The organism is Streptomyces sp. NPDC045287 (genome assembly GCF_056432325.1).
The window spans coordinates 183,810-209,635 of record NZ_JBWKJG010000006.1; the positions used below are offsets into that span (position 1 = coordinate 183,810).

At 74.4% G+C, this 25,826-nt stretch carries 23 protein-coding genes; 17 read left to right on the plus strand and 6 right to left on the minus strand.

Annotated elements, in window-relative coordinates; genetic code table 11:
- Positions 1-4 precede the first annotated feature (4 nt).
- Positions 5-568 carry a hemerythrin domain-containing protein gene (locus AC07D6_RS12860; RefSeq protein ID WP_315877771.1) on the plus strand — a complete coding sequence of 188 codons (564 nt, stop codon included), beginning with the start codon at positions 5-7 and terminating at the stop codon, positions 566-568.
- 115 nt (positions 569-683) lie between these two features.
- Here the strand turns inward: AC07D6_RS12860 and AC07D6_RS12865 are convergent, their stop codons facing one another.
- Together AC07D6_RS12865 and AC07D6_RS12870 are read right to left on the minus strand one after the other, a co-directional pair.
- Positions 684-3,107, minus strand: a complete 2,424-nt coding sequence (locus tag AC07D6_RS12865) for an MFS transporter (protein ID WP_479043833.1) — start codon at positions 3,105-3,107, stop codon at positions 684-686.
- Positions 3,108-3,371: 264 nt separating this feature from the next.
- The gene (locus AC07D6_RS12870; protein WP_479043835.1) at positions 3,372-3,818 is read right to left on the minus strand and encodes an SRPBCC family protein; all 447 of its coding nucleotides are present in this window, start codon (positions 3,816-3,818) and stop codon (positions 3,372-3,374) included.
- Between the two features lie 395 nt (positions 3,819-4,213).
- Here AC07D6_RS12870 and AC07D6_RS12875 point away from each other — a divergent pair, with 395 nt between their 5' ends.
- From AC07D6_RS12875 to AC07D6_RS12885, 3 genes are all read left to right on the plus strand, one after another.
- Positions 4,214-5,785 (plus strand): alpha/beta hydrolase, encoded by a 1,572-nt coding sequence (locus AC07D6_RS12875; protein ID WP_479043837.1) that lies wholly within the window; start codon positions 4,214-4,216, stop codon positions 5,783-5,785.
- Between the two features lie 94 nt (positions 5,786-5,879).
- On the plus strand, positions 5,880-6,293 hold the full coding sequence (locus AC07D6_RS12880) for a RidA family protein (protein WP_479043839.1): 414 nt from the start codon (positions 5,880-5,882) through the stop codon (positions 6,291-6,293).
- Positions 6,290-6,805: an N-acetyltransferase family protein gene (locus tag AC07D6_RS12885; protein ID WP_479043842.1), complete on the plus strand. Its 516-nt coding sequence runs from the start codon at positions 6,290-6,292 to the stop codon at positions 6,803-6,805. The genes AC07D6_RS12880 and AC07D6_RS12885 overlap by 4 nt, the downstream gene beginning before the upstream one ends.
- An 18-nt stretch (positions 6,806-6,823) precedes the next feature.
- On the opposite strand, the gene AC07D6_RS12890 is transcribed toward AC07D6_RS12885, so the two are convergent.
- Positions 6,824-7,396, minus strand: a complete 573-nt coding sequence (locus AC07D6_RS12890; protein ID WP_479043845.1) for a HEAT repeat domain-containing protein — start codon at positions 7,394-7,396, stop codon at positions 6,824-6,826.
- A 376-nt stretch (positions 7,397-7,772) separates the two neighbouring features.
- Here AC07D6_RS12890 and AC07D6_RS12895 point away from each other — a divergent pair, with 376 nt between their 5' ends.
- The 10 genes from AC07D6_RS12895 (at position 7,773) to pssA (ending at position 20,449) form a co-directional block, all read left to right on the plus strand.
- On the plus strand, positions 7,773-9,557 hold the full coding sequence (locus AC07D6_RS12895) for a 3-hydroxyacyl-CoA dehydrogenase family protein (protein WP_315877778.1): 1,785 nt from the start codon (positions 7,773-7,775) through the stop codon (positions 9,555-9,557).
- A gap of 124 nt (positions 9,558-9,681) precedes the next feature.
- Entirely contained in the window at positions 9,682-10,506 is an 825-nt protein-coding gene (locus tag AC07D6_RS12900; protein WP_479043848.1) for a TetR family transcriptional regulator, read from the plus strand.
- A 135-nt stretch (positions 10,507-10,641) separates the two neighbouring features.
- On the plus strand, positions 10,642-12,366 hold the full coding sequence (locus tag AC07D6_RS12905; RefSeq protein ID WP_479043851.1) for an LPXTG cell wall anchor domain-containing protein: 1,725 nt from the start codon (positions 10,642-10,644) through the stop codon (positions 12,364-12,366).
- A gap of 362 nt (positions 12,367-12,728) precedes the next feature.
- The gene (gene ccrA / locus AC07D6_RS12910; RefSeq protein WP_315877781.1) at positions 12,729-14,066 is read left to right on the plus strand and encodes a crotonyl-CoA carboxylase/reductase; all 1,338 of its coding nucleotides are present in this window, start codon (positions 12,729-12,731) and stop codon (positions 14,064-14,066) included.
- Positions 14,066-16,078, plus strand: a complete 2,013-nt coding sequence (locus AC07D6_RS12915; protein ID WP_479043854.1) for a protein meaA — start codon at positions 14,066-14,068, stop codon at positions 16,076-16,078. Before ccrA ends, AC07D6_RS12915 begins: the two co-directional genes overlap by 1 nt.
- Positions 16,075-17,046: an HpcH/HpaI aldolase/citrate lyase family protein gene (locus AC07D6_RS12920; protein ID WP_315877783.1), complete on the plus strand. Its 972-nt coding sequence runs from the start codon at positions 16,075-16,077 to the stop codon at positions 17,044-17,046. Before AC07D6_RS12915 ends, AC07D6_RS12920 begins: the two co-directional genes overlap by 4 nt.
- A gap of 5 nt (positions 17,047-17,051) precedes the next feature.
- Positions 17,052-17,564 (plus strand): MaoC family dehydratase, encoded by a 513-nt coding sequence (locus AC07D6_RS12925; RefSeq protein WP_315877784.1) that lies wholly within the window; start codon positions 17,052-17,054, stop codon positions 17,562-17,564.
- 2 nt (positions 17,565-17,566) lie between these two features.
- Positions 17,567-18,772: an acyl-CoA dehydrogenase family protein gene (locus tag AC07D6_RS12930; protein ID WP_479043858.1), complete on the plus strand. Its 1,206-nt coding sequence runs from the start codon at positions 17,567-17,569 to the stop codon at positions 18,770-18,772.
- A 170-nt stretch (positions 18,773-18,942) separates the two neighbouring features.
- Entirely contained in the window at positions 18,943-19,590 is a 648-nt protein-coding gene (locus AC07D6_RS12935) for a phosphatidylserine decarboxylase (protein WP_315877786.1), read from the plus strand.
- Positions 19,577-20,449: a CDP-diacylglycerol--serine O-phosphatidyltransferase gene (pssA, locus tag AC07D6_RS12940; protein ID WP_315877787.1), complete on the plus strand. Its 873-nt coding sequence runs from the start codon at positions 19,577-19,579 to the stop codon at positions 20,447-20,449. The genes AC07D6_RS12935 and pssA overlap by 14 nt, the downstream gene beginning before the upstream one ends.
- Before the next feature lie 76 nt (positions 20,450-20,525).
- Here pssA and AC07D6_RS12945 read toward each other — a convergent pair whose 3' ends face one another.
- Both AC07D6_RS12945 and AC07D6_RS12950 read right to left on the minus strand, forming a co-directional pair.
- Positions 20,526-21,062, minus strand: a complete 537-nt coding sequence (locus tag AC07D6_RS12945; protein ID WP_315877788.1) for a GNAT family N-acetyltransferase — start codon at positions 21,060-21,062, stop codon at positions 20,526-20,528.
- A gap of 125 nt (positions 21,063-21,187) precedes the next feature.
- Positions 21,188-22,342: a glycerate kinase gene (locus AC07D6_RS12950; protein ID WP_315877789.1), complete on the minus strand. Its 1,155-nt coding sequence runs from the start codon at positions 22,340-22,342 to the stop codon at positions 21,188-21,190.
- 112 nt (positions 22,343-22,454) lie between these two features.
- On the opposite strand from AC07D6_RS12950, the gene AC07D6_RS12955 reads away from it, so the two are divergent.
- Both AC07D6_RS12955 and AC07D6_RS12960 read left to right on the plus strand, forming a co-directional pair.
- Entirely contained in the window at positions 22,455-24,200 is a 1,746-nt protein-coding gene (locus AC07D6_RS12955) for a BCCT family transporter (protein WP_479043862.1), read from the plus strand.
- Between the two features lie 60 nt (positions 24,201-24,260).
- Entirely contained in the window at positions 24,261-24,752 is a 492-nt protein-coding gene (locus tag AC07D6_RS12960; protein ID WP_479043865.1) for an NUDIX domain-containing protein, read from the plus strand.
- Between the two features lie 42 nt (positions 24,753-24,794).
- On the opposite strand, the gene AC07D6_RS12965 is transcribed toward AC07D6_RS12960, so the two are convergent.
- Positions 24,795-24,992: a type II toxin-antitoxin system VapB family antitoxin gene (locus tag AC07D6_RS12965; protein ID WP_315877792.1), complete on the minus strand. Its 198-nt coding sequence runs from the start codon at positions 24,990-24,992 to the stop codon at positions 24,795-24,797.
- A 92-nt stretch (positions 24,993-25,084) separates the two neighbouring features.
- On the opposite strand from AC07D6_RS12965, the gene AC07D6_RS12970 reads away from it, so the two are divergent.
- A complete protein-coding gene (locus tag AC07D6_RS12970; protein ID WP_315877793.1) occupies positions 25,085-25,801 on the plus strand; it encodes an SIR2 family NAD-dependent protein deacylase in 717 nt (238 codons plus the stop codon).
- Positions 25,802-25,826: the final 25 nt, after the last annotated feature.

Below are 25,826 nucleotides of genomic sequence, written 5' to 3' on the forward strand. Positions count from 1 at the left end.
CCCCATGGGACACGGCGGAGACGTGATCACCGAGCTGACCACCGACCACCGGGAGGTGGAGGAGCTGTTCGCCCGGATCGAGGGGCTGGCACCCGGCGACCCGGAGCGCAAGCGGCTCGCGGACCAGGTCACGATGGAGCTGGTCCGCCACTCGGTCGCGGAGGAGGAGTACCTGTACCCGGCGGTGCGGGAGCACCTGTCCGGCGGCGACGCGCTCGCCGACAAGGAGCTGGAGGACCACGCGTCCGCCGAGCGCACCATGAAGGAGCTGGAGGGCTGCGAGGCGGACGACACCCGGTTCGACGTGCTGGTCGCGCAGCTGATGGCGGAGATCCGCGAGCACGTCGCCGACGAGGAGGCGAACCTGCTGCCCCGGCTCCGCGAGGCGTGCTCGCAGGAGGAGCTGGACGAGCTGGGCGACAAGGTGCGCCGGGCGAAGAAGACCGCGCCGACCCGTCCGCACCCGGCCGCCCCGGACAAGCCGCCGGCCAACAAGCTCCTCGCCCCGGGCACGGGCATGGTCGACCGGCTCCGCGACGCCCTCACGGGGCGCGGCAAGCAGGGCTGACCGCGGACGGCCCGCGCGCCCGGCAGGACCCGGGCACCGCAGTGCGCGACTGACCCCGGCCGGGCGCCGGGGGCCCGCGCGGATTGCCCGCGCCGGGCCCCGGAACCGGCCGGGGTCAGTCGCCGTGGCCGAGCCAGACGTCCCGTGCGGCGCGGGCGCCCCCCGTCACCCGCAGCGGGGCGGCCACCGGCGGGTAGCCGGAGGCGATCACCGTGTAGGCGCCGGCCGCCAGGTCGGAGAAGCGGAAGGTGCCGTCGGGGCCGGTGGTGAGGGTGCCGACGGTGTTGCCGGCCGCGTCGAGCAGCGACACGCGGGCCTCCTCGACGGGACGGCCGCCGGGGGCGCGCACGGTGCCGCTCAGGACGGCGCCGCCCGCGATCTCCACGTCCTGCCGCGTCTCGTGCTCCGCGTCCACGCCGACCGGGAGAGCGGTGGGGCCCAGCCCGGGCGTGCCCGCGGTGAGGGTGTAGTCGCCGGCGAGGAGGCCGGTGAGGACGTACCCGCCTCCGGGGCCGGTGCGGGTCGCGGCGACGACCTCGCCGCGCGCGTCGGTGAGGGTGACGGTGGCGCCCTCGGCGGGCGTGCCGCCCGGGACGGTGACGGTTCCGGAGAGGCGGCCGGCACCGCCGAGGACGATGTCCCGCTCGACGCTCCCGTCGGGGCGGGCGCCCGCGGTGAGGGTGACGGCGCGGGGCTGGTGGCCGGCGGCGGAGGCGATGAGGACGTACACGCCGGGGGCGGGGGTGCTCAGCGCGTACCGGCCCCCGGCGCCGCTCGCGCCGCGGCCGGTCTGGCGGCCGTGGGCGTCGAGGAGGGTGAGGGCCGCGCCGGGGACGGGCGTGCCGTCGTGGTGGCGGACCGTGCCGCACAGGGGCGCGCCGGGGCCGGGGGCCGGGTCGTCGGCGTCCTCGCGCGGCGGGGGCAGCATCGACCCGACCGTCCGGGGCCCGGGCGCGGCGGCCCCCTCGGGGGTGCGGGCCCCGGGGAGGGTGCCCCCGGAGGGCGGGGCGTCGGCCGCCAGCGGCCTCTCCCGGAGGAAGAGGACGGCGAGGAGGCCGGCGGCCAGCAGCGCCGCCAGGTGGAGCAGGATCCGCGGCGCGGCGTCGGCGTACGCCTCGACGTACCCCTCCCGCAGCGCGTCCGGGAGCGTGCGCGGGCCGGCGGCGAGGGTGCCGAGGAGGGTGGCGCCCGCGCACACGCCGAGCTGGCCGCACAGGGTGTGGGCGCCGGTCGCGGCCCCGAGGTCGGTGGGCGGCGCGGCGTTCTGCACGGCCAGGACGAGGACGGGCAGGACGAGGCCGACGCCCGCGCCGACGAGTGCCTGCCAGACGCCGTGCTCGACGCGGGGCGTGCCCGTGTCGACCCGGGAGAGCAGCCACATGCCGACGCAGGCGACGGCGACGCCGACGACGGCCTGGACCGCGTGGTGGCCGGTGCGGTGGACGAGGTGCCCGGAGACCAGGGACGCGGCGGCGAGGGAACCGAGCAGGGGCAGCATCAGCGGTGCCGTCTCCCACGGCCCCTGCGGTCCGCCCCGCTGGAGGAGGGCCGGGAGGCAGACCGCGAGGCCGGCCAGACAGGCCCCGACGGCGGTGGTGACGAGCCCGGCGACCAGGAAGACCGGGTCGCGCAGCAGCCGCGGCGGGAGGACCGGTTCCGGTGCGCGGCGGGCGGCGAACGCGTACAGCAGGAAGCCGATCGCGGTGGCGCAGGCCAGGGCGGCGACGGTGCGGGAGGTCCAGGCGTACGGGCCGCCGGCCCAGGTCAGCAGCAGCACGAGGCAGGCGGTCGCGGCGGTCAGGAGCAGCGCGCCGAGCAGCCCGGGGCGCGCGCGGCGGTGGGCGGCGGCGGAGCCGCGGCCCCGCGCGGCGGTGGGGTCCGACGGGGTGAGGGCGGCGCCGACGAGGAGCAGGGCGGCGAGGCAGCCGGGCACGGTGAGGTGGAACGTCCAGCGCCAGGAGGTGGCGCCGGTGACGTACGCGCCGAGCAGCGGGCCCGCCACGGTGGCGGCCGCGAACACGGCGCCGAGCAGGGCGTGGTGGCGGGCGCGCCGGCGGGCGGGGGCGAGGGAGGCGGTGACGGCCTGGGCCCCGGCGAGCACGCCGCCGGCCCCGAGTCCCTGGACGGCGCGCAGGGCGACCAGTTCGTCCGGGGTGCGGGCCCAGCCGGCCAGCGCGGACGCGGCGGTGAACAGGGCCAGCGCGGAGAGGAACGTTCCCTTGCGGCCGTAGAGGTCGCCGAGCTTGCCGTGGAGCGGCAGGGACGCGGCGGTCGTGAGGAGGTACGCGACGACGGTCCAGGGGACGGCGCGGCCGGGCCCGTCCGGCAGGTCGGCGGCGAGCGCCGGGAGGGCGGCGGCGAGGGCCAGTTGCTGGAGCGCGGCGAGGAGCACCGCGAGGACGAGCCCCGTCAGGACCAGCGCCGTGCGGCCCCGCCGGAGCGCGGGGCGGGGCGGGGCGCCCCCGGGGAACGGCGGTGCGGTGCCGTCGGGCGCGGCCTGCCCGGCCCGCTCGTCCTTCGCCAGCGTGATCCCACCCACGGAACCTGCTCCCCTCGTCTCGCGTGCTCGCGTACGGGGCGCATTGTCCGCCTCACGTACGGACCGTGACCAAGTAGGGCATCACGGGCGGGAGAGGGGTGGAGGGGCCGCCGCCCGGCGTCCGCGGGGCGGTGGCGGGGCCGTCCGCGCAGGGTGAGCGGGGGTCGGCCCGGTCGGCGGGGCGGTCCCCCGTGCGCGCGGAGCGCGCCGGGGGCGTCCGGAAAGTCCACCCGATCCGGTGACGGGTCCGGGGACCCGTGGGGGTTACTTCTTCTCGGTCTCGGCGGCCAGGTTGGCGAGGACCGCGTCGTAGATGCGGGCGAGGCCCTTGGGGGCGAAGGCGCGCTCGAAGAAGCCGCCGATGCCGCCGGCGCCGTTCCAGACGGTGGTGACGACGACGCGGGAGCGGCCCTCGCCGGCGGGGGTGACGGTCCAGGTGGTGACCATGGAGGAGTTGCGGTCCTTCTCGACGAGCTGCCCGTCCGTGGGCTCGGTGACGTCGAGCAGGCAGTCGCGGACGCGCTTGCTGGTGGCCTGGAGCCTCCAGTGGACGAGGGTGCCCTCGCCGTCGCCGCCCTCGTGGACCCGGTACTCGCTGAACTGCTCGGGCAGGATCTTCGCGCGGGCGTTCCCGTAGTCGGCCAGCGTGTCGAACACGGTCTCCGCGTCCGCCGCGATGACCCGTTCCGTCGTGGCCTCGACCTGCGCCATTGCCTCGTCCTCCAGCGTTTCGTACCTCGATCAGGGGGGTCCAGCCAACCACCTGGGGCGGGCGGGCCCAAATCCGGCCGCGCCGGTCACGGGAGCGGCCACCGCCTTCCGGCGGGGGCCGGCCCGGACGGCCGGGGGCCGCCCTCGTGCGGGGAGGGGTCGGGGGCCGCCCGGACGACGCGGTGGACGGGGCCTGCGCGCCGGCCCGGCACCGGCGGCGGACCGTCCGTCAGGCACGCGCCGCCGCAGCCGGGTTCGGCCTCGGGGCCGCCGGACGCGTCGGGGTCCGCCCGCCTCGCCACGCCCTGATCCGCCCTGCCCCCGATCGGGTCACGTCCGGGCGCATCGGCGCCGTCCGCCCCGGATCGGGGCGCCCCGCCCCGGACACTGGCCGGATGCAGAAACGCGCAGGAGTAGTCATCGCCGCGGGCGCGCTGATCGCGGGAGCGGTCGGCGTCGCGCCGTCGGCCGCCGAACCGACCGCGCCGGAGCCCCGCGCGCCGCTGTCGTGGAAGGCGTGCGGCACCGAGCAGTACCCCCGGCTGGAGTGCGCCTCGCTGCGGGTGCCGCTCGACCACGCCGACCCGGACGGGGAGCGCATCACCCTCGCCCTGTCCCGGGTCCGGCACACCGCGCCCGCCTCCGAGGGACCGCTCCTGGTCAATCCGGGCGGCCCCGGCGCGAGCGGCCGCGACCTGGCCGGGTTCGTGGCCGCGTCCCTGCCGGCGAAGGTCGCGGCGCGGTACGACGTGATCGGCTTCGACCCGCGCGGCGTCGGCGCCAGCGAACCCGCCCTGACGTGCCGCTCCGGCCACTTCGCCCCCGTACGCCCCGACTCGGTGCCGCGCGACGCGCGCGAGGAGCAGCGGAACACGGCCCGGGCCGCGGCCTTCGCCCGGGCGTGCGGCGACCGGCACGCGCGGCTGCTGCCCCACATCGACACGGTGAGCGCGGCCCGTGACGTGGACGCGATCCGGCAGGCCCTGGGCGCGCCCCAGATCACCTACTTCGGCTACTCGTACGGGACGTACCTGGGGGCCGTCTACGCCCGCCTGTACCCGCAGCGGGTGCGGCGCGCGGTCCTCGACTCGGTGGTCCACCCGGGCGGCGTCTGGTACGACGCGAACCTGGCGCAGGACCACGCGTTCGACGCGCGGCACAAGGCGTTCCTCGCCTGGGTGGCGCGGCACCACGCCGTGTACGGGCTGGGCGACGACCCGGCGCGGGTGGAGGCCCGCTGGTACGCGATGCGCGCGGCGCTGCGGGAGAGGCCGGCGGGCGGCGAGGTGGGCGCGGCGGAGGCGGAGGACACGTTCCTGGCGGGCGCCTACCACGACGGCTACTGGCCGGGGCTGGCCGCCGCGTTCTCCGCGTACGCGAAGGACGGCGACGAGCGCCGGCTGGTCGACGCGTACCGGTCGCTCGCCGCGCCGGACGAGTCCACCGACAACGCGTACGCGGTCTACACGGCCGTGGAGTGCCGGGACGCGCGGTGGCCGAAGTCGTGGGACGTGTGGCGCCGCGACACCTGGGCGACGCACGCGAAGGCGCCGTTCTCCACCTGGAACAACACCTGGTACAACGCGCCGTGCGCGTTCTGGCCGGTGCCGTCGCTGACGCCGCCGGACGTGGCGAACGACGCGGTGCCGCCGGTGCTGCTGTTCCAGGCGACGGAGGACGCCGCCACCCCGTACGAGGGGGCCGTCGCCACCCACCGGCTGCTGCGCGGCTCGCGGCTGGTCGTGGAGCAGGGCGGCGGCAACCACGCGGTGACCCTGCGCGGCAACGCCTGCGCGGACCGGATCCTCGTCCAGTACCTGGACACGGGCCAGGTGCCGCGCGGCGACGGCGGCGCCGGACCGGACGCGGCGTGCCCGGCCCGGCCCGACCCGAAGCCCGCGGCGGCCACCGAGAGGGCGCACCCGGCGGTGCACGGGGCGCTCGCGGCGCTGCCGCGCGGGTACTGACGGACGGGCGCTGGCGGACGGGCGCTGGCAAACGGGCTCTGGCGGGCAAAAACCCGCGCGCGGCCGGGCCGGGCCGTCCAGCAGGATGGGCGGCATGACGACGCATCTGACGCATGTGGCGGCCCCCGAGGGGGTCGCGCCCGGTTCCGGCTACAGCCATGTCGTGTGGGGCACCGGCCGGTTCGTGGCGGTGTCCGGGCAGTGCGCCCTCGACGCGGACGGCCGGGTCGTCGGGGAGGGCGACCCGGCGGCCCAGGCACGGCAGGTCTTCGCGAACCTGGGCCGCTGTCTGGCGGCGGCGGGCGCCACCTTCGACGACGTGGTGAAGCTGACGTACTACGTGACGGACGTGGCGCACCTCCCGGCGGTCCGCGCGGCCCGCGACGAGGCCGTCGACACGGCTCGCCCGCCGGCCAGCTCGGCCGTCCAGGTCAGCGCCCTGTTCCGGCCCGAACTGCTCCTGGAGGTCGAGGCGTTCGCCGTGCTCCCGCAGGAGCGCCGGCCGTGACCACGCGGGTCAGGAAGATGACGGAGGCCGACTGCGCGGCGGTCGCCGAGGTGCGGGTGGAGGGCTGGCGGTCCGCCTACCGCGGGCTGCTGCCCGCCGCGTACCTGGCGGCGATGGACGTCGGGGAGGACGCCGAGGCCCGCCGCGAGCACCTGGCGCGCGCCGGGGAGCGGGTGGTGCACCTGGTGGCGGAGCGCGCCGGGAAGGTGGTCGGCTGGGCGGCGTTCGGTCCGGACCGTTCGCCGGACGCGGGCCCCGGCGACGGCGAGCTGTACGCGCTGTACGTACGCCCCGAGGTGATGGGGACCGGCGCGGGGCGCGCGCTGATGGACGAGGTGGTGGCGCGGGCGGTGGCCCGGGGCTGCGCGCGGCTGTCGCTGTGGGTGCTGGAGGGCAACGCGCCGGGCCGCCGCTTCTACGCGAAGGCCGGGTTCGCGCCGGACGGGGCGCGCGAGCCGTGGGAGGTCGGCGGCACCGAGGTCGTGGAACTCCGGTACGCCAGGCGCCTGTAGCCGTCCCGGCCGCCCGGCTCACTCCTCCGGCAGGCGGGCCAGGGCGGCCCCGGCGGCCGGGCCGATGCGGGGGTGGCGGCGGGCGGCCTCCAGGACGGGGCGGGCGCGGGGGTCGGCGAGGGCGCCGAGGCCCTCGGCGCAGGCGACGCCCACCCGCCAGTGCGGGTCGTCCGGGGCGAGGCGGCGGCCCAGCGCGGTGACCAGGGCGGGTACGGACTCGGGGGCGCGCAGCGCGGCCAGGAGCCGTACCGCCACGAGGGCGTAGGCGACGCGCAGTTCGTTGGTGGCGAGCGCGGCGGCGGCACGGGGGGTGCGCGGGTCGCCGAGCGCGGTCAGCGCGTGGGCGGCGGAGACGCGGCGCTCCGGGTCCCGGTGGTTGAGGAAGAGCACCAGCGCCTCGAAGGCGCGCCGGTCACCGGCGACGCCCAGCCGGAACGCGGCCAGTTCGCGGGCCCACAGCGGCTGCCGGGGGGCGGTGAGGACGGCGGCCAGCTCCTCGGGGTCGGCGGTCGCGGCGAGCCGCCCGTACGCGGGGTCGTCCCCGGCCTCGTCGTGCAACCGGTCGGTGAGCGAGCCGAACTCCGGGTCCATGGCGGTCAGGGTAGCGACGGGCCGGGGCCGCGATCCAGATCACACCTCCCCGCCCGTTCCGGGGGCTGGCGCGCTCATTACCCACCGGTTAATCTCAGGTGAGCGGGGCCAACCCCCCGCACCCCTCCGGGCGGCCTGGTGACGCAGCCGCCCGGGTGCCAGTCGGTTCAGCACCTTTCACGGCGTGACTCCGGGACAGAGTCCGCCGGTTTCCCCCCGCGCGGCGCGCATGGACGTGCCCGTCCGGTCGTGGCCACGCCCGCCCGGCGCGGCCCGCGCGCGGCACGCCCCCTTCCGCCGCTCCCCCGTGCGTGTGCGGCGCCGGGCCGCCGCGCCCGCACCCTCACCAGTCGTCACTCATCCCTGGAGTCCCGTGATGGACACCCCTCTCTCCACCATCGCCGTCGTCGGCCTCGGCACCATGGGCGCCGGCATCGCCGAGGTCCTCGCCCGAGCCGGCCGCGAGGTCGTCGGCATCGACGTCAGCGAGGCCGCCGCCCGCCGCGCGGCCGCCGCGCTGGCGGCCTCCACCGCCCGGTCCGTGGCCCGCGGGCGGCTCACCGAAGAGGAGCGGCGCGACGTCCTCGCCCGGTTCCGCACGTTCTCCGACCTCCGGGCCGCGGCCGACGCCGACCTCGTCATCGAGGTCGTTCCCGAGTCGTACGAGGTGAAGCAGCGGGTGGTGCGCGCCCTGGACGGCATCGTCCGGCCCGACGCGATCATCGCGACCGGTACGAACGCGCTGTCCGTGACCCGGCTCGCCGCCGACTCCGCCCGCCCGGAGCGCGTGCTGGGCCTGCACTTCTTCAACCCGGCCCCGGCGATGAAGCTGGTCGAGGTCGTGTCGTCCGTGCTGACCGCCCCGCAGGCCGTCGCTGCCGTCACGGACCTGGCGCACGCCCTGGGCAAGGAGCCCGTCGCGGTCGGCGACCGCCCCGGTTTCGTCGCGGACGGCCTGCTGTTCGGCTACCTCAACCAGGCCGCCGCCATGTACGAGTCGAAGTACGCCTCCCGCGAGGACATCGACGCGGCGATGCGGCTCGGCTGCGGCCTGCCGATGGGCCCGCTGGCGCTGCTGGACCTGATCGGCGTCGACACCGCCCGTACCGTCCTGGAGGCCATGTACGCCGAGTCGCGGGACCGGCTGCACGCGCCCGCGCCGATCCTGAAGCAGCTGGCCGAGGCCGGGTTGACGGGCCGCAAGGCGGGCCGCGGCTTCTACACGTACGAGGCGCCGGACAGCGCCGCGGTCGTGCCGGACGCGCTCACCCCCGAGCCCGGGGGCGGGGGCGGGGCGGAGCCGCGCGAGGTCCGCGCGGTCGGCGTCGCCGGGTCCGGCACGATGGCGTCGGGCATCGCGGAGGTCTTCGCGAAGGCCGGGTACGACGTGGTCCTCGTCGCCCGCTCCCCGGAGAAGGCCGACGCGGCGAAGGCCCGCATCGCCGCGTCCCTCGCCCGCTCCGTCGCCAAGGGCCGGCTGACCTCCGAGGCCCGTGACGCGACGCTGGCCCGGATCTCCCCCGCCGGTTCGCTCGACGCGTTCGCCGGGGTGGACCTGGCCGTCGAGGCGGTCGCGGAGGACCTGGAGGTGAAGCGGCAGCTGTTCACCGCGCTCGACGAGGTCTGCAAGCCGGGCGCGGTCCTCGCCACCACCACCTCCTCGCTGCCCGTCGTCGCCTGCGCCCGCGCCACCTCGCGCCCGCAGGACGTGATCGGGATGCACTTCTTCAACCCGGCCCCGGCGATGAAGCTGGTCGAGGTCGTCCGCACGGTCCTCACCGCCGACGACGTCCACGCCACCGTCCGGGCGGTCACGGGGAGGATCCGCAAGCACCCGGTGGACTGCGGGGACCGCGCCGGGTTCATCGTCAACGCCCTGCTCTTCCCGTACCTGAACAACGCGGTCAAGATGGTCCAGGAGCACTACGCGACGCTCGACGACATCGACGCCGCGATGAAGCTGGGCGGCGGCTATCCCATGGGGCCGTTCGAACTGCTCGACGTGGTCGGCCTGGACGTGTCCCTCGCCATCGAGCGGGTCCTGCACGAGGAGTTCCGCGAGCCCGGCCTGGCGCCGGCACCGCTGCTGGAGCACCTGGTGGCGGCGGGCTGCCTGGGCCGCAAGACGGGGCGCGGCTTCCGCGAGTATGCGCGGCGCTGAGCCCGGGGAGGCGTACGGCCCGGGGCCACACGGGCCGCACGACGAGTGGGGCGGGCTGCTCGGAGCGTCGGGCGGCCCTCCCCCGCCAGCGCGCCCTCCGGCACCGATGCAGTACGTTCGGGGCATGTCCCAGCCCTCGAAGACACCCCGTGCCAGCACCGCGCCCGACACTCCGGAGAGCGCCGCGGGCGGCCGTGCCGCCGCCCAGCGGCTCAAGATGCGCCGCGAGCTGGCGGCGGCCGCGATGGAGCTGTTCGCGACGAAGGGGTACGAGGCGACGACGGTCGACGAGATCGCCGCCGCGGCGGGCGTGGCACGGCGGACGTTCTTCCGCCACTTCCGCTCCAAGGAGGAGGCGATCTTCCCGGACCACGACGACACGCTGGTCCGGGCGGAGGCCGTCCTCAACGCGGCCCCCGCGCACGAGCACCCGCTCGACACGGTGTGCCGGGGCATCAAGGAAGTCATGAAGATGTACGCGGCCTCCCCGGCGGTCTCCGTCGCGCGCTACCGGCTCACCCGGGAGGTCCCCACCCTCCGGGAGCGCGAGATCGCGTCGGTCGCCCGCTACGAGCGGTTGTTCACCCGCTACCTGCTGGGCCACTTCGACGAGCGCGACCACCACGACGGCAACGACGACCCGCTGCTGGCGGAGGTGGCCGCGTCCGCGGTCGTCACCGCGCACAACCACGTGCTGCGCCGCTGGCTGCGGGCCGGTGGCAAGGGCGACGTGGAGGACCAGCTGGACCACGCGTTCGCGATCGTCCGCAGGACGTTCGGCACCGGCATCGGGGCCGGCCGGTCCACGGCGCCCCGGACCGGCGTCGGGGAGCCGGCGGTCACCGCGTCGGCGGAGGGCGACGTGCTGGTCGCGGTGGCCCGTACCGACGCGCCGCTGGACCACGTCATGCGCACGATCACCCGCGCCCTCGGCCACGACGTGGCCTGACCGCGGGGCGCGGGCCCCGTCCCGTACAACCTTCCGGGCACGGCGGGTGTCCAACCGCCAAGACGCGGGGGGCCGTTCGGACACGAGGGGCTTTCCGCCCCTCGAACGCCGGCTCCCGGAAGGACCCGTTCCACGATGACCCTCTCCCCGCCCGGCCCGACGCGCCGCGCCGCCCTCGGCGGCGGCACGGCGCTGGCCGTACTCCTCGCCGGCGCCGTGGGCGCCGCCGCCGCGCCCGCCCGGGCCGACACGCCGCCGCCGGCCGTGATCGAGGTCGGCGGTCTCGGGCCCGACGCGCTGGCCCGGCCGGCCGGCGCGCTCACCGAGGCGCACTTCCGCACGTACCAGTTCGCGGTGTGGGGGGACCGGCCCGACGGCGCGCCCATCACCGGCGCCGAGATCACCGTGGACGTCGCCGGGGCCGCCAACGTCGCGGAGTTCCGCTTCCGTCCGGAGTGCCGCGTCACGGGGACGCTGGCGACGTGTCCGGTGGCCATGCCGGACGGCACCGGCGACCCGGAGACGCACGTCCCCTTCTTCGCCCGGCCCCGGCTCGGCACGGCGGCGGGGGACAGCGGCGTGGTGCGGGCGACCGTGCGCGCGGACAACGCCCGCACGGTGGAGGAGACCCCCTCCGAGCTGAAGGTCGCCGTCGCCGACCGGGACAGCCTGACCCTGGGCGGCTTCCCCAAGGACATTTCGATCGAGATCCCGCCCGGCGGCCGGGCCGCGGCGCCGTTCGACCTCACCAACACCGGCGCCCGGCCGCTGAACCGCGTGACGCTCAGCGTCAGCGGCTTCGACGGCGACGACACCGTCGCCTTCCCCGGCGACCACAAGAACTGCTGGTACCGCACGAAGGACCCGAAGGACCCGAGGTCCGCGCGGATCGGCATGCAGTGCGAGTTCGACACGGCCCTGCAGCCCGGCACCACCTACCGGACCTCGCCCGGGCTCGCGGTGGCCATGGTGGGCCTCGCCGAGTACGGCCGCATCGACTTCTTCGCGTCGACCCGCCCGGCGGAGCGGACGGGGGTGCGGGGCCGCTCCGCCCCGCTCGCGCTCGTGCCCGGCACCTCCCCCGCGCCGCCGCGCGTGCCGGTGCCGGCCGACACGTACACGGTGGACCGGCCGCCCGTCATCGGCGTGCACAGCCCGCCCGCGGCCGACGGCGCCGCGGTCGGCGCGAGCGTCCGGACGGCGGTGGGCCGGGTGGCCACGGCCCGGGTCGGCGTCCTCAACCGGGGGCGCGCGCCGCTCACCGGGCCCGTCGCCCTGGTCGAGGTGCCGCCGGGGGTCGACGTCGTCCGGCCCGACCCGCGGTGCCGCCCCGAGCCGTGGTCGGACCGGTGGAACGACGCGCCCCCGCCCACGTTCGGCGACCGTCCCGGGGACGCGGCCCCGGTGCCGTCCGGCGCCGTCTACCGCTGCGCCGACCCGAAGGACCTGGCCCCCGGCGAGCGGCGGCTGTTCTCGTTCGCGTTGAAGCCGGTCCGCGCGCTGGACGGCGCCGAGGGCGTCGTGTTCGACCCCTCGCTCAGCCCCTACGACCCCCGGCAGCGCGCGAAGGTCGCGTTCCTGACGGTCACCGCGGCCGGGGCGGGCACGGCGAGCCCCTCCCCCAGCGCGAGCCCGACACCGGGTGACACGGCCTCACCGGGCCCGTCGCCCACCCACACCCCCGCCCCCACCTCCACCTCCACCCCCGGCACCGGCACCGGCACCGGCGGCGGGTCGGGCGCCCTCGCGTCGACCGGCTCGGACGACGCCCCGGCCCTCATCGGCGCGGCGGGCGCCCTGGTCGCGTCGGGTGCGCTGCTGTTCCTCGCCGTACGCCGCCGCTCCTCCCGGCAGCACTGATCCCACACAATCGAACACGTTCTGCAACGGCCGCTCCGCATGGGGCGGCCGTTGCCGCTCATCCGTGTCGGGCGGATGACAAGTGAGAGAAATTGTTGGCACGCAGTGTCTTGTCAGTTGGCACGGGGTGCCATACGTTGATGTCGTCCGGGCGGCCGGCGTGCAGAGGACTCTCGTACGCCGGCTGTCCCCACGGCCCATCCCGGGGCCGCGCGCCCGGACGCCTGCGTCACAGGCACCTTTGCGCACCACCCCGCGCCGCCCAGCACCACCGGCCGAACCGACGGCACACCTCCCCAGCAGCATCCCGACGTTCCCCTCAGCGTCCCCTCGAAGACGCATGCATCGCCGGAGGCACCACCGTGAAGGAAATCCTGGACGCCATCCAGTCGCCGGACACCACGTCCGAGGACTTCGCCCACATCAGGCTGCCGGAGTCCTACCGCGCGGTCACCGTCCACAAGGACGAGACCGAGATGTTCGCCGGTCTCAGCACCCGCGAGAAGGACCCCCGCAAGTCGCTCCACCTCGACCGGGTGCCCCTGCCGGAGCTGGGCCCCGGCGAGGCCCTCGTCGCCGTCATGGCCAGCTCGGTCAACTACAACTCGGTGTGGACCTCGATCTTCGAGCCGGTGTCGACCTTCGGTTTCCTGGAGCGCTACGGCCGCCTCTCGGAGCTGACCCGGCGCCACGACCTGCCGTACCACGTCATCGGCTCCGACCTGGCGGGCGTCGTCCTGCGCACCGGTCCGGGCGTCAACGCCTGGAGGCCGGGCGACGAGGTCGTCGCGCACTGCCTCTCCGTCGAGCTGGAGTCCTCCGACGGCCACAACGACACGATGCTCGACCCCGAGCAGCGCATCTGGGGCTTCGAGACCAACTTCGGCGGCCTCGCCGAGATCGCCCTGGTCAAGTCGAACCAACTGATGCCGAAGCCGGACCACCTCAGCTGGGAAGAGGCCGCCGCCCCGGGCCTGGTCAACTCCACCGCCTACCGCCAGCTCGTCTCCCGCAACGGCGCCGGCATGAAGCAGGGCGACAACGTCCTCATCTGGGGCGCCAGCGGCGGCCTCGGCTCGTACGCCACGCAGTTCGCGCTGGCCGGCGGCGCCAACCCGATCTGCGTCGTCTCCAGCGAGCAGAAGGCGGACATCTGCCGGTCCATGGGCGCCGAGGCGATCATCGACCGCGCCGCCGAGGGCTACCGGTTCTGGAAGGACGAGCGCACCCAGGACCCGAAGGAGTGGAAGCGCTTCGGCAAGCGCATCCGCGAGCTCACCGGCGGCGAGGACGTCGACATCGTCTTCGAGCACCCGGGCCGCGAGACCTTCGGCGCGTCCGTGTACGTCACCCGCAAGGGCGGCACCATCGTCACCTGCGCCTCGACCTCCGGCTACCACCACGAGTACGACAACCGCTACCTGTGGATGTCGCTGAAGCGGATCGTCGGCTCGCACTTCGCGAACTACCGCGAGGCGTGGGAGGCCAACCGCCTGATCGCCAAGGGCAAGATCCACCCGACCCTGTCGAAGGTGTACGCGCTGGAGGACACCGGCCAGGCCGCGTACGACGTCCACCGCAACCTCCACCAGGGCAAGGTCGGCGTCCTCTGCCTCGCCCCCGAGGAGGGCCTCGGCGTCCGCGACCCGGAGATGCGCGCCCGGCACATCGACGCCATCAACCGCTTCCGGAACGTCTGATGGCGGAACGCAAGAAGGACCGGCCCTGGCTCATGCGGACGTACGCCGGCCACTCGACCGCCGAGGCGTCCAACGAGCTGTACCGGCGCAACCTCGCCAAGGGGCAGACCGGTCTGTCGGTCGCGTTCGACCTGCCCACGCAGACCGGCTACGACCCCGACCACGTCCTCGCCCGCGGCGAGGTCGGCCGGGTCGGCGTGCCGGTCTCCCACCTCGGTGACATGCGGCGGCTGTTCCGGGACATCCCCCTGGAGCAGATGAACACGTCCATGACCATCAACGCCACCGCCATGTGGCTGCTGGCGCTCTACCAGGTGGTGGCCGAGGAGCAGGGCGCGGACGTCTCCAAGCTGCAGGGGACGACGCAGAACGACATCGTGAAGGAGTACCTGTCGCGCGGGACGCACGTCTTCCCGCCCGGTCCGTCGCTGCGGCTGACCACCGACATGATCACCTACACGGTGAACCACCTCCCCAAGTGGAACCCGATCAACATCTGCAGCTACCACCTGCAGGAGGCGGGCGCCACCCCGGTCCAGGAGATCTCGTACGCGATGTCCACGGCCATCGCGGTCCTGGACGCGGTGTTCGCCTCCGGGCAGGTCCCCGAGGAGCGCAGGGGGGACGTCGTCGCCCGGATCTCGTTCTTCGTGAACGCGGGCGTCCGCTTCATCGAGGAGATGTGCAAGATGCGCGCCTTCGGCCGCATCTGGGACGGCATCACCCGCGAGCGGTACGGCATCGAGGACCCCCGGCAGCGCCGGTTCCGCTACGGCGTCCAGGTCAACTCGCTCGGGCTGACCGAGGCGCAGCCGGAGAACAACGTCCAGCGCATCGTCCTGGAGATGCTCGCGGTGACGCTGTCGAAGGACGCCCGCGCGCGGGCCGTCCAGCTGCCCGCCTGGAACGAGGCGCTGGGCCTGCCCCGGCCCTGGGACCAGCAGTGGTCGCTGCGCATCCAGCAGGTCCTGGCGCACGAGAGCGACCTGCTGGAGTACGACGACGTCTTCGAGGGCTCGCACGTCGTCGAGGCCAAGGTGAACGCCCTGGTCGAGGAGAGCCTCGCCGAGATCGAGCGGATCCAGGAGATGGGCGGCGCGATGGCCGCCGTCGAGTCCGGCTACCTCAAGGCGCAGCTCGTCGCCTCGCACGCGGAGCGGCGGGCCCGGATCGAGGCCGGCGAGGAGAAGATCGTCGGAGTGAACTGCTTCGAGTCGACCGAGCCGAACCCCCTCACCGCGGACCTGGACACGGCGATCCAGACCGTGGACCCGGCGAACGAGGCACGGGTCGTCGCCGCGCTGCACGAGTGGCGCGACAACCGCGACGAGGCCCGCGCCCAGGACGCCCTCGCCGCCCTCAAGGCGATGGCCGCCGGGGACGGGAACCTCTTCGCCGCCACCCTGGAGTGCGCCCGTGCGGGGGTCACGACCGGGGAGTGGGCCTGGGCGCTGCGCGACGTGTTCGGCGAGTTCCGCGCGCCGACCGGCGTCTCGTCCGCCCCCGTGGCGGTGGCGGCCGAGGAGGGGACCCCGCTCGCGGCCGTCCGGGAGAAGACCGCCCGGACGGCCGCCGAGCTGGGCGCGGGACGGCTGCGGCTGCTGGTCGGCAAACCGGGCCTGGACGGCCACTCGAACGGCGCGGAGCAGATCGCCGTACGGGCCAGGGACGCCGGCTTCGAGGTGGTCTACCAGGGGATCCGGCTGACGCCCGGGCAGATCGTGGACGCCGCGCTCGCGGAGGACGTGCACTGCGTGGGGCTGTCGATCCTGTCCGGCTCGCACGCCGAGCTGGTGCCGGACGTGCTGCGCCGGCTGCGGGACGCCGGCGCCGCCGACATCCCGGTCGTCGTCGGCGGGATCATCCCGAACGCCGACGCCGACGCACTGAGGCGCGCGGGCGTGGCCGCCGTCTTCACCCCGAAGGACTTCGGGATCACGGAGATCATCGGCCGTATCGTCGACGAGATCCGGAAAGCCAACAAGCTCGACCCCCTGGAGGTTCCCGCATGACCGAGACCGCTCCCGTGAACCGGCTGCGCCCCCGCCGCTCGTGCCTGGCGGTGCCGGGCTCGAACCCGCGGTTCCTGGAGAAGGCCCAGGGCCTCCCGGCCGACCAGGTGTTCCTGGACCTGGAGGACGCCTGCGCGCCGCTCGCCAAGCCCGACGCGCGGCACACGATCGTGAAGTTCCTCAACGAGGGCGACTGGACGGGCAAGACCCGGGTGGTGCGCGTCAACGACTGGACGACCCACTGGACGTACCGGGACGTCGTCACGGTCGTCGAGGGCGCCGGCCCGAACCTCGACTGCATCATGCTGCCGAAGGTGCAGGACGCCTCGCAGGTCGTCGCCCTGGACCTGCTGCTGACGCAGATCGAGAAGACGATGGGCTTTGAAGTCGGCCGCATCGGCATCGAGGCGCAGATCGAGAACGCCAAGGGCCTGAACAACGTCAACGAGATCGCGCAGGCGTCGCCGCGCGTCGAGACGATCATCTTCGGCCCGGCCGACTTCATGGCGTCGATCAACATGAAGTCGCTGGTGGTCGGCGAGCAGCCGCCCGGCTACCCGGCGGACGCCTACCACTACATCCTGATGAAGATCCTGATGGCGGCCCGCGCCAACGACCTCCAGGCGATCGACGGTCCCTACCTCCAGATCAAGAACGTGGACGGCTTCCGCGCGGTCGCGGGCCGCGCCGCCGCGCTGGGCTTCGACGGCAAGTGGGTGCTCCACCCGGGCCAGGTCGAGGCGGCCAACGAGGTGTTCTCCCCGTCGCAGGAGGACTACGACCACGCCGAGCTGATCCTGGACGCGTACGCGTACCACACGTCCGAGGCCGGCGGGAAGAAGGGCTCGGCGATGCTCGGCGACGAGATGATCGACGAGGCCAGCCGCAAGATGGCCCTGGTCGTCGCGGGCAAGGGCCGGGCCGCCGGGATGCGGCGCACCAGCACGTTCGAGACCCCGGAGGCGTGAGGCGGATGCAGTTCGGACGCACCTACGAGGAGTTCGAGGTCGGGGCGGTGTACAAGCACTGGCCCGGGAAGACGGTCACCGAGTACGACGACCACCTCTTCTGCCTCCTCACGATGAACCACCACCCGCTCCACCTGGACGCGAACTACGCGGAGAGGACGACCGACTTCCGGAGGAACGTCGTCGTCGGGAACTACGTCTACTCGCTGCTGCTCGGCATGTCCGTGCCGGACGTCTCCGGCAAGGCCATCGCCAACCTGGAGATCGAGTCGCTGCGGCACGTGGCGCCGACCTTCCACGGGGACACGATCTACGGCGAGACGACGGTCCTGGACAAGTGGCCGTCGAAGTCCAAGGGCGACCGCGGGATCGTCCACGTCGAGACCCGGGGCCACAAGCAGGACGGCACGCTCGTGTGCGTCTTCCGCCGCAAGGTGATGGTCCCCACCGCGACGTACACAGAGGAGCGCGGCGGCGAGCAGCCCGGCCGCCCGGAACCGAAGGCGCAGGAGAAGTAGTCATGGCCCGACTCGCGCAGACCCACGGTCTCACCGACGTCCAGCAGGAGATCGTGTCCACCGTCCGGGAGTTCGTCGACAAGGAGATCATCCCGGTCGCGACCGAGCTGGAGCACCGGGACGAGTACCCGCAGGAGATCGTCGACGGGCTCAAGGAGCTGGGCCTGTTCGGCCTGATGATCCCCGAGGAGTACGGGGGCCTGGGCGAGTCGCTCCTGACGTACGCGCTGTGCGTGGAGGAGATCGCCCGCGGCTGGATGTCCGTGTCGGGCATCATCAACACGCACTTCATCGTCGCGTACATGCTCAAGCAGCACGGCACGCAGGAGCAGAAGGACGCGTTCCTGCCGCGGATGGCGGCCGGCGAGGTGCGCGGCGCGTTCTCGATGTCGGAGCCGGGCCTCGGCTCGGACGTGTCGGCCATCACGTCGAAGGCGGTGAGGGACGGCGACGAGTACGTCCTGAACGGCCAGAAGATGTGGCTGACGAACGGCGGCACGTCCACCCTGGTGGCCGTCCTGGTCCGGAGTGACGAAGGACACCCCGAGGGCACGGCCCCGCACCGGTCGATGACGACCTTCCTGGTGGAGAAGGAACCGGGCTTCGGCGAGGTGCGACCCGGCCTCACCATCCCCGGCAAGATCGACAAGATGGGGTACAAGGGGGTCGACACCACCGAGCTGATCATGGACGGGCTGCGGGTTCCGGCCAATCGTGTGCTGGGCGGGGTCACCGGCCGGGGCTTCTACCAGATGATGGACGGCGTGGAGGTCGGCCGGGTGAATGTGGCGGCCCGTGGCTGCGGCGTCGCTCAGCGTGCGTTCGAGCTGGGTGTGCAGTACGCCCAGCAGCGCCACACCTTCGGCAAGCCGATCGCCCAGCACCAGGCCATCCAGTTCAAATTGGCCGAAATGGCTACCAAGGTCGAGGCCGCTCATGCCATGATGGTGAACGCAGCTCGCAAAAAGGACTCAGGGGAACGAAACGACCTCGAAGCAGGCATGGCCAAGTACCTGGCCTCCGAATACTGCAAGGAGGTCGTGGAAGACGCCTTCCGCATCCACGGCGGATACGGGTTCTCCAAGGAATACGAGATCGAGCGCCTCTACCGGGAGGCCCCGATGCTGCTCATCGGTGAAGGCACCGCCGAGATCCAGAAAATGATCATCGGTCGCCGCCTGCTCGAGGAGTACCGATTCCAGGGCTGATTGTCGGTTTTGGGACGATATGACCGCGAAGAAGATCACATCCAGTCATCTTCTTCCGGCCGTCGACTCGGCTTCTGGCTTGCCCAGTTGCGGCCCGCAACCGATAGCATCGCCGAAAAGCCGCCGTCCCCCGTTCCCGAGCGCGGCATCATCCGCTACGAAGGTCATCCATGCCCCACAGCCAAACCTCTGCACCTCGCGGCCGCGTCCGCCTCGCGCGCGGAGCATCGCCGTGGCTCCTGCCGACCGTCGCCACCGCAGCAGCAAGCCTCGTCCGCGCCCGCCGCTCCCGGCGCGCCGCGGCGATCGCCGTCCCGACGACCGCGCTCGCGGCCGGCATGCTGTGGTTCTTCCGCGACCCCGAGCGCGAGATCGCGCAGGGCAGGGTCATCTCACCCGCCGACGGGGTGGTGCAGAGCATCATGCCGTGGAAGGACGGGCGCACCCGGGTCGCCATCTTCATGAGCCCGTTGAACGTCCACGTCAACCGCGCCCCGATGGCGGGCACGGTGACGTCCGTGGAGCACGTCCCGGGCGGCTTCGTACCGGCGTTCAACAAGGAGAGCGAGAACAACGAGCGCGTCGTCTGGCACTTCGACACCGAGCTCGGCGACATCGAGATGGTGCAGATCGCCGGTGCCGTGGCCCGGCGCATCGTGCCGTACCTGGCGCAGGGCGCCAAGGTCGAGCAGGGTGACCGGATCGGTCTGATCCGCTTCGGCTCGCGGGTCGACATCTACCTCCCGGAAGGTGTGGACGTCGCCGTCGAGGTCGGTCAGACCACGACCGCGGGGGTGACTCGCATTGACCGTGATTGACCCCGAACGACCGGCCGGCTGGGTCGCCGGCGGCGAGGTGGACCCCGTCGCCGAGGAGCCGGAGGAGATGCCCCTCTCGCTCCGCCTGTCGATAGCCGACACGCTCACCCTGGGCAACGCCACCTGCGGTTTCATGGCGGTGTACTTCACCACCACGGGCATCCTCATCCCGCACCTCACGGGCAGTGAGGAGACCGGCATGGCGCGGCACTCCGCCGCGACGGCCGTGATCCTGATGCTCTGCGCGGCGATCTTCGACCTGTTCGACGGGCTCGTGGCGCGCAAGCTCCGCTCGTCGCCGATGGGCGCCGAGCTGGACAACCTGTCGGACCTGATCAGCTTCGGCCTGGCCCCGGCGTACTTCGTCCTCGTGTACGGGATGGTCGCGGACGACGCGCACCAGCGGGTGTCCGCGGTGGCGGCGATCGTGGTGCTGCTCGCCGTCGTGATGCGGCTGGCGAGGTTCTCGGTCGTCACGATGAAGGACGGCATGTTCCAGGGCATGCCGAGCCCGTTCGGCGCGCTGACCGTCGTCTCGATCGTGCTGCTGGAGCTGCCGTTCATCCCGACGCTGCTGGCGATCGTCGGCACGGCGTGGCTGATGGTGAGCCGGGTCGAGTACCCCAAGCCGCGGGGCGTCCTCGCGGTGGCGATGCTGAGCTGGATCGTCGGCGCGATGGGCCTGCTGGCGGCGTGGGCGTTCGACGCCCCGGGCGGCCAGCTGCTGCTCCAGACGGGCTGCGCGCTGCAGGTCGTGCTGGGCGCGGTGATCCCGCTGTTCGCGACGGCGCGGCGGGTGAACACCTTCCGCGACAACCGGCGCGAGAGCCGGGAGGCGCGGGCGGCACAGCTGCCGTAGGCGGACGGACCGTACGAGGGGCCCGGGTGCGACGCGCACCCGGGCCCCTCGCCTGTCCGCCGTCAGCCGTCAGCCGTCAGCCGAGCGCCTTGTAGTAGTACGTGGTGGCGCGCGGCTCCCCCGACGGGTCCGCGGCGTACCCGGGGACGGTGCCGACCCGGGTCCAGCCGGCGGACCGGTAGAGGCCCTCGGCGGGGCTGCCGGTCTCGGTGTCGAGGACGAGCAGGGTCAGGCCGGCGGCGGTCGCCCCCGCCTCGGCGGTGGCCAGCAGCCTCCGCCCGAGCCCGCGGCCCCGCGCGGAGGTGCGCACCAGGAGCTTGGCGATGTCGCCGCGGTGCCGCTGGTTCGGCATGGCGGCCCGGGCGAGCGTCACGACGCCCAGGAGGGCGCCCTCGGCGCCGTACGCCGCCCAGACGGTCCGCGTCCCCTCCTCGGCCTCGGCGGCGAGGCCGCGCCACCAGGCGGCCGCCTCGCCGGTGCCGAGCGGGGCCAGGAAACCGACGGAGGCGCCGTCGTGGACGGCGTCCTGGAGCAGGGCGGCCAGTTCCCCGTCGGCTCCGGCGCGGATGCGCCCGCCGTCGAGGGTCTCGATGCGGATGGTGTCCGTGTTCATGGCCGGATCCTCGCAGCGGTGTGTTGCGCGCCGGTGACCGGGGCTTCGCGGCGGCGCCCGCCGGGCCGTGAGACCCGGCGGGGTGCGGCCCCGGCGGGGTGCGCGGGGCCGGCCGCGGCGGGGCCTCAGCCCAGGAAGTCGCGGGCGATGTCCGCCGCGACCCGCTCCAGGAGGGGCCCCGCCTCGGCGATGCACCGGGCCGGGTCCGGCTCCAGGGCGGTGAGGGGGTACGCGCGGCGGATGCCCGCCCGACCCAGGACCTCCGGGGGCAGCGCCAGGCGGCCGCAGACCGCGACGACCTCGACACCGGCCGCGCGGGCCGCCGCTGCGACACCGGCCGGGGCCTTGCCGTGCAGGGTCTGCTCGTCGAGGGAGCCCTCACCGGTGATCACGAGCGTGGCCCGACCGAGGGCCTCGGTGAAGCCCAGGATGTCCAACATCAGCTCGATTCCGGGGCGGAAGCCCGCGCCGAGTCCGACCAGGGCGCCGTAGCCGATGCCGCCCGCGCCGCCCGCGCCCGGCGAGACGGCCGCCTCGGCGGCGCGCGGGCCCAGGGCCTTCTCCAGCACTTCGACGTACCGCACGAGCGCCGCGTCCAGGACCTCCACGTCCCGCGGCGACGCGCCCTTCTGCGGGCCGAACACCGCCGGAGCGCCCTTCGGGCCGGTCAGCGGGTTGTCGACGTCACTGGCGAGCACCAGCTCCACGTCGGCGAAGCGCGGGTCCAGCCGCGACAGGTCGGCCGTCACCAGGTCGCGCAGGCCGCCGCCGCCCGGGCCGACGGGCTCGCCGTCCGCGTCCAGGAAGCGCGCGCCGAGCGCGGCGAGCATGCCGGCGCCGCCGTCGGTCGTGGCGCTGCCGCCGACGCCGAACACGATGGTGCGGGCCCCGGCGTCGAGCGCGGCGCGCAGCAGCTCGCCAGAGCCGTACGTGGTGGCCGTGAGGGGCGCGAAGACGCCCTCGGGCAGCAGTTGGAGGCCGGACGCCTCCGCCATCTCCACCACCGCCGTGCCGTCGCGCAGGGCGAACGCCGCCGTGACGGGCTCGCCGAGCGGGCCGGTCACCCGGACCTCGCGGCGTTCGAATCCGGCCGCCACCGCTGCCGCCACCGTGCCGTCGCCGCCGTCCGCGACCGGCAGGGCCTCCACCCGGACGCCCGGGACGACGTGCCGGAGCCCCGCCGTCACCCGCTCCGCGACCTGCACGGCCGTGAGGGACCCCTTGAACTTGTCGGCCGCCACGAGCACGTGCGCGGCCTCAGTAACTGCTCCGTCCGTCACCCTTGCATCCCTTGCTATCGAACAGGCAGTCGCGCCAGGGCGACCCTATCCGGAGCGTCGGACGGCGTGCCACTCCTCCATGTCCCGCCATCTCGCACCATAGTGGGGCGTCATGAGCACGGAACCGATGGACCAGCCTCCGCCCGGCGCTCCTCCGGGCAGTTCCGCGGAGCCCTCGCCGGACCGCGTCGTGGTCGTGATCGGCTTCGCCGCCGTCCTCGCCCTGGTGCTGTGGGCCTGGCTGGGCGAGGAGTCCTTCGACGGCGCGTCGTCCGCCGGCCTGTCCTGGGTCCTGGACAACTTCGGCTGGCTGTTCGTGGTGGCCGCCGACGTGTTCCTGGTCCTCTGCCTGGTGATCGCGTTCAGCCGGTTCGGGCGGATCCGGCTGGGCGCGGACGGCTCCGAGCCGGAGTTCGGCAACCTCGCGTGGATCGCGATGATGTTCAGCGCCGGTATGGGCATCGGCCTGATGTTCTACGGGGTCGGGGAGCCGCTCACGCACTACCTGACCCCGCCGCCGGCGACCGGGGTGCGCGCCCAGACGGCCGAGGCGGCCCGTACGGCGATGGAGTACTCGTTCTTCCACTGGACGCTCACCCCGTGGGCGATCTACGGCATCACCGGGCTCGCCCTGGCGTACGCCGGGTTCCGCAAGGGACGCGGAAACCGGCTGAGTTCGGCGTTCGTCCCGCTGATCGGCGCGCGGCGGGCGGAGTCCTGGCCGGGCCGGGTGATCGACCTGCTGGCCGTGTTCGCGACGGTCTTCGGCACGGCGACCAGCCTGGGCCTGGGCACGCTGCAGGTGGCCGAGGGCCTGAACCTGACGGCCGGGGTGACGGCGGACCGCGCGACGCACCTGACGATCGTCGCGGTGCTGTCGGCGGCGTTCGTGCTGTCGGCGTTCTCCGGGCTGCACCGGGGCGTCAAGTGGCTGTCGACGCTGAACATCGTGCTCGCGGCGGCGCTGATGGTGTTCGTCTTCCTCATCGGACCGACGGTGTACATCCTCGACGCGATCCCGGCGTCGGTCGGCGGCTACCTGGTGGACCTGCTGCCGATGGCGACGCGCACGGGCGCGTTCTCCGACCACGCGTGGCTGGGGACGTGGACGATCTTCTACTGGGCGTGGTGGCTGTCGTGGGCGCCGTTCGTGGGGACGTTCATCGCCCGGATCTCGCACGGCCGGACGATCCGCGAGTTCCTCGTCGGAGTGCTGCTGGTGCCGAGCGGCGCGACGGTCGTCTGGTTCTGCGTGATGGGCGGTTCGGCGCTGCGGCTGCAGTCGACCGGCGCGGCGGACCTGGCGGACGCCGTGCGGGAGGGGGCGGAGGCGTCGCTGTTCGCGATGCTGGACGCGCTGCCGTTCGGGACGGTCACGTCGTTCGTGGCGATGGTGCTGGTCATGACGTACTTCGTGACCAGCGCGGACTCGGCGGCGCTGGTGATGGGGTCGCTGACCAGCCGGGGCGCGCTGCACCCGCCGACGTGGCTGGTGGTGGGCTGGGGCGTGCTGATGGCGGTGGTCGCGGCGGTGCTGCTGGTCGTCGGCGGCCTCGACTCGTTGCAGACGGCGACGATCCTGGTGGCGCTGCCGTTCGTGGTGGTGATGCTCTGCCTGGGCTGGGCGCTGCTGAAGGAGCTGCGGGAGGACCCGGGGGCCGGGCTGGTGCGGCACCCCGCGCTGCACGGGCTGCGGGACGTCGTGCGGACGATGGTCGGCGACGTGGTGACGGAGCAGGCGCCGGCGCGCCACCACCGGCTGCGGCGCGCGGCGCGGGCGCGCAGCGGGACGGAGGACGACCCGGGTCCCGGCGGCACGGGACCGGGCGGCACGGGACCGGGCGGCGCGGGGACGTGACGGGCGGGCGGCCCGCCGGAGGGCCCGACGGCCGGCCGGCGCACCCTCTACCCTGGCCGGATGACGACCACCGACTACGCCACGTACATCGCCGGCCTGCCGAAGGTGCTCGCCGGCGCCGCCATGCTGTTCCGGGACGGCGCGGGGCGCGTCCTGGTCGTGGAGCCCAACTACCGCGAGGGGTGGGCGCTGCCGGGCGGGACGATCGAGTCCGACGAGGGGGAGACGCCCCGCCAGGCGGCCCGCCGCGAGACGCTGGAGGAGATCGGCCTGGACGTGCGGCCGGGAGCCCTCCTGGCCGTCGACTGGGTCCTCGGCACGGGCCGCCCGCCGCTGGTGGCGTACGTGTACGACGGCGGCGTCCTGGACGACGCGGCGTTCGGGGGGATCCGCCTCCAGGAGGCGGAGCTGCTGTCCTGGAAGCTGATCACCCGCGAGGAGGTCCCGGAGTACCTCCTGGGGTCCCTGGGCCTCCGCGTCCGGGCAGCCCTGGCCGCCCTGGACGCGGGAGGCGGCCCGGCGGAGCTGGAGAACGGCCGCCCCGCCCGGTGAGGCCGGCCGCCCGGGAAGCCGCCACCGCGCCGCGGCGAAGGCTCACTCCTGGTCCTGGGGTTTGACCCGCGCGGCGCGCGGGTCGTCCTCGCGGGGCACCACCAGCGCCTCGGTGCGGTGCCCCCGCTGGATGTAGTCGCGGACGACCAGTTCGACGGCGTCCTGCGGATTGCCGACGCCCGCCAGCACCATGACTTCCACGACGAGTTCGGCGTCGAGGGCGATGTTCACCTTGGCCATGGGCGGGACCCTACAGCGCCGGGCGCCGGTCCGTTCGACGGTCGCGCGAATTCCGTTCGACGGTCCCGGGAACCCCCTCGTACGCTCGGCGCATGACGATGGTCGCGGTTCTCAGCGGTGCCGGCATCTCCACGGACTCGGGGATCAGCGACTACCGGGGGCCCAACGGGCTGTGGCGGCGCGACCCGGAGGCCGAGAAGCTCGTCACGTACGCGTACTACATGGCCGACCCGGACGTCCGCCGCCGCTCCTGGCGGATGCGCCTCGACGGGCCGGTGCTGCGGGCCCGGCCCAACGCCGGGCACCTGGCGGTGGCCGAGCTGGAGCGGACGCCGGGGTTCGCCGTGCGGGTGCTGACCCAGAACGTGGACGGGCTGCACCAGTTGGCGGGGACGCCCGAGCGCAAGGTCCTCGAACTGCACGGCACCGCGCGGGCCGTGGTGTGCACCGGCTGCCGCGCCCGGTCCCCGATGGAGGAGGCGCTGGAGCGGGTGGCGGCCGGCGAGGACGACCCGGCGTGCCGGGCCTGCGGCGGGATCCTGAAGTCGGCGACCGTGATGTTCGGGGAGCGGCTGGACCCGGTGGTGCTGGGCCGGGCGACGGGGATCGCCAAGGCGTGCGAGGTGTTCGTCGCGGTCGGCTCCTCGCTCCGGGTCCAGCCCGCGGCGTCGCTGGCGGGGATCGCCGCCGAGCACGGGGCGCGGCTGATCGTCGTGAACGCCGAGCCGACCCCGTACGACGGACTCGCCGACGAGGTCGTGCGCGAGCCGATCGGCACGGCGCTGCCGGCGCTGCTGAAGCGGCTCTGAGCCCCTGCCCCGTCGGGCACGGGGC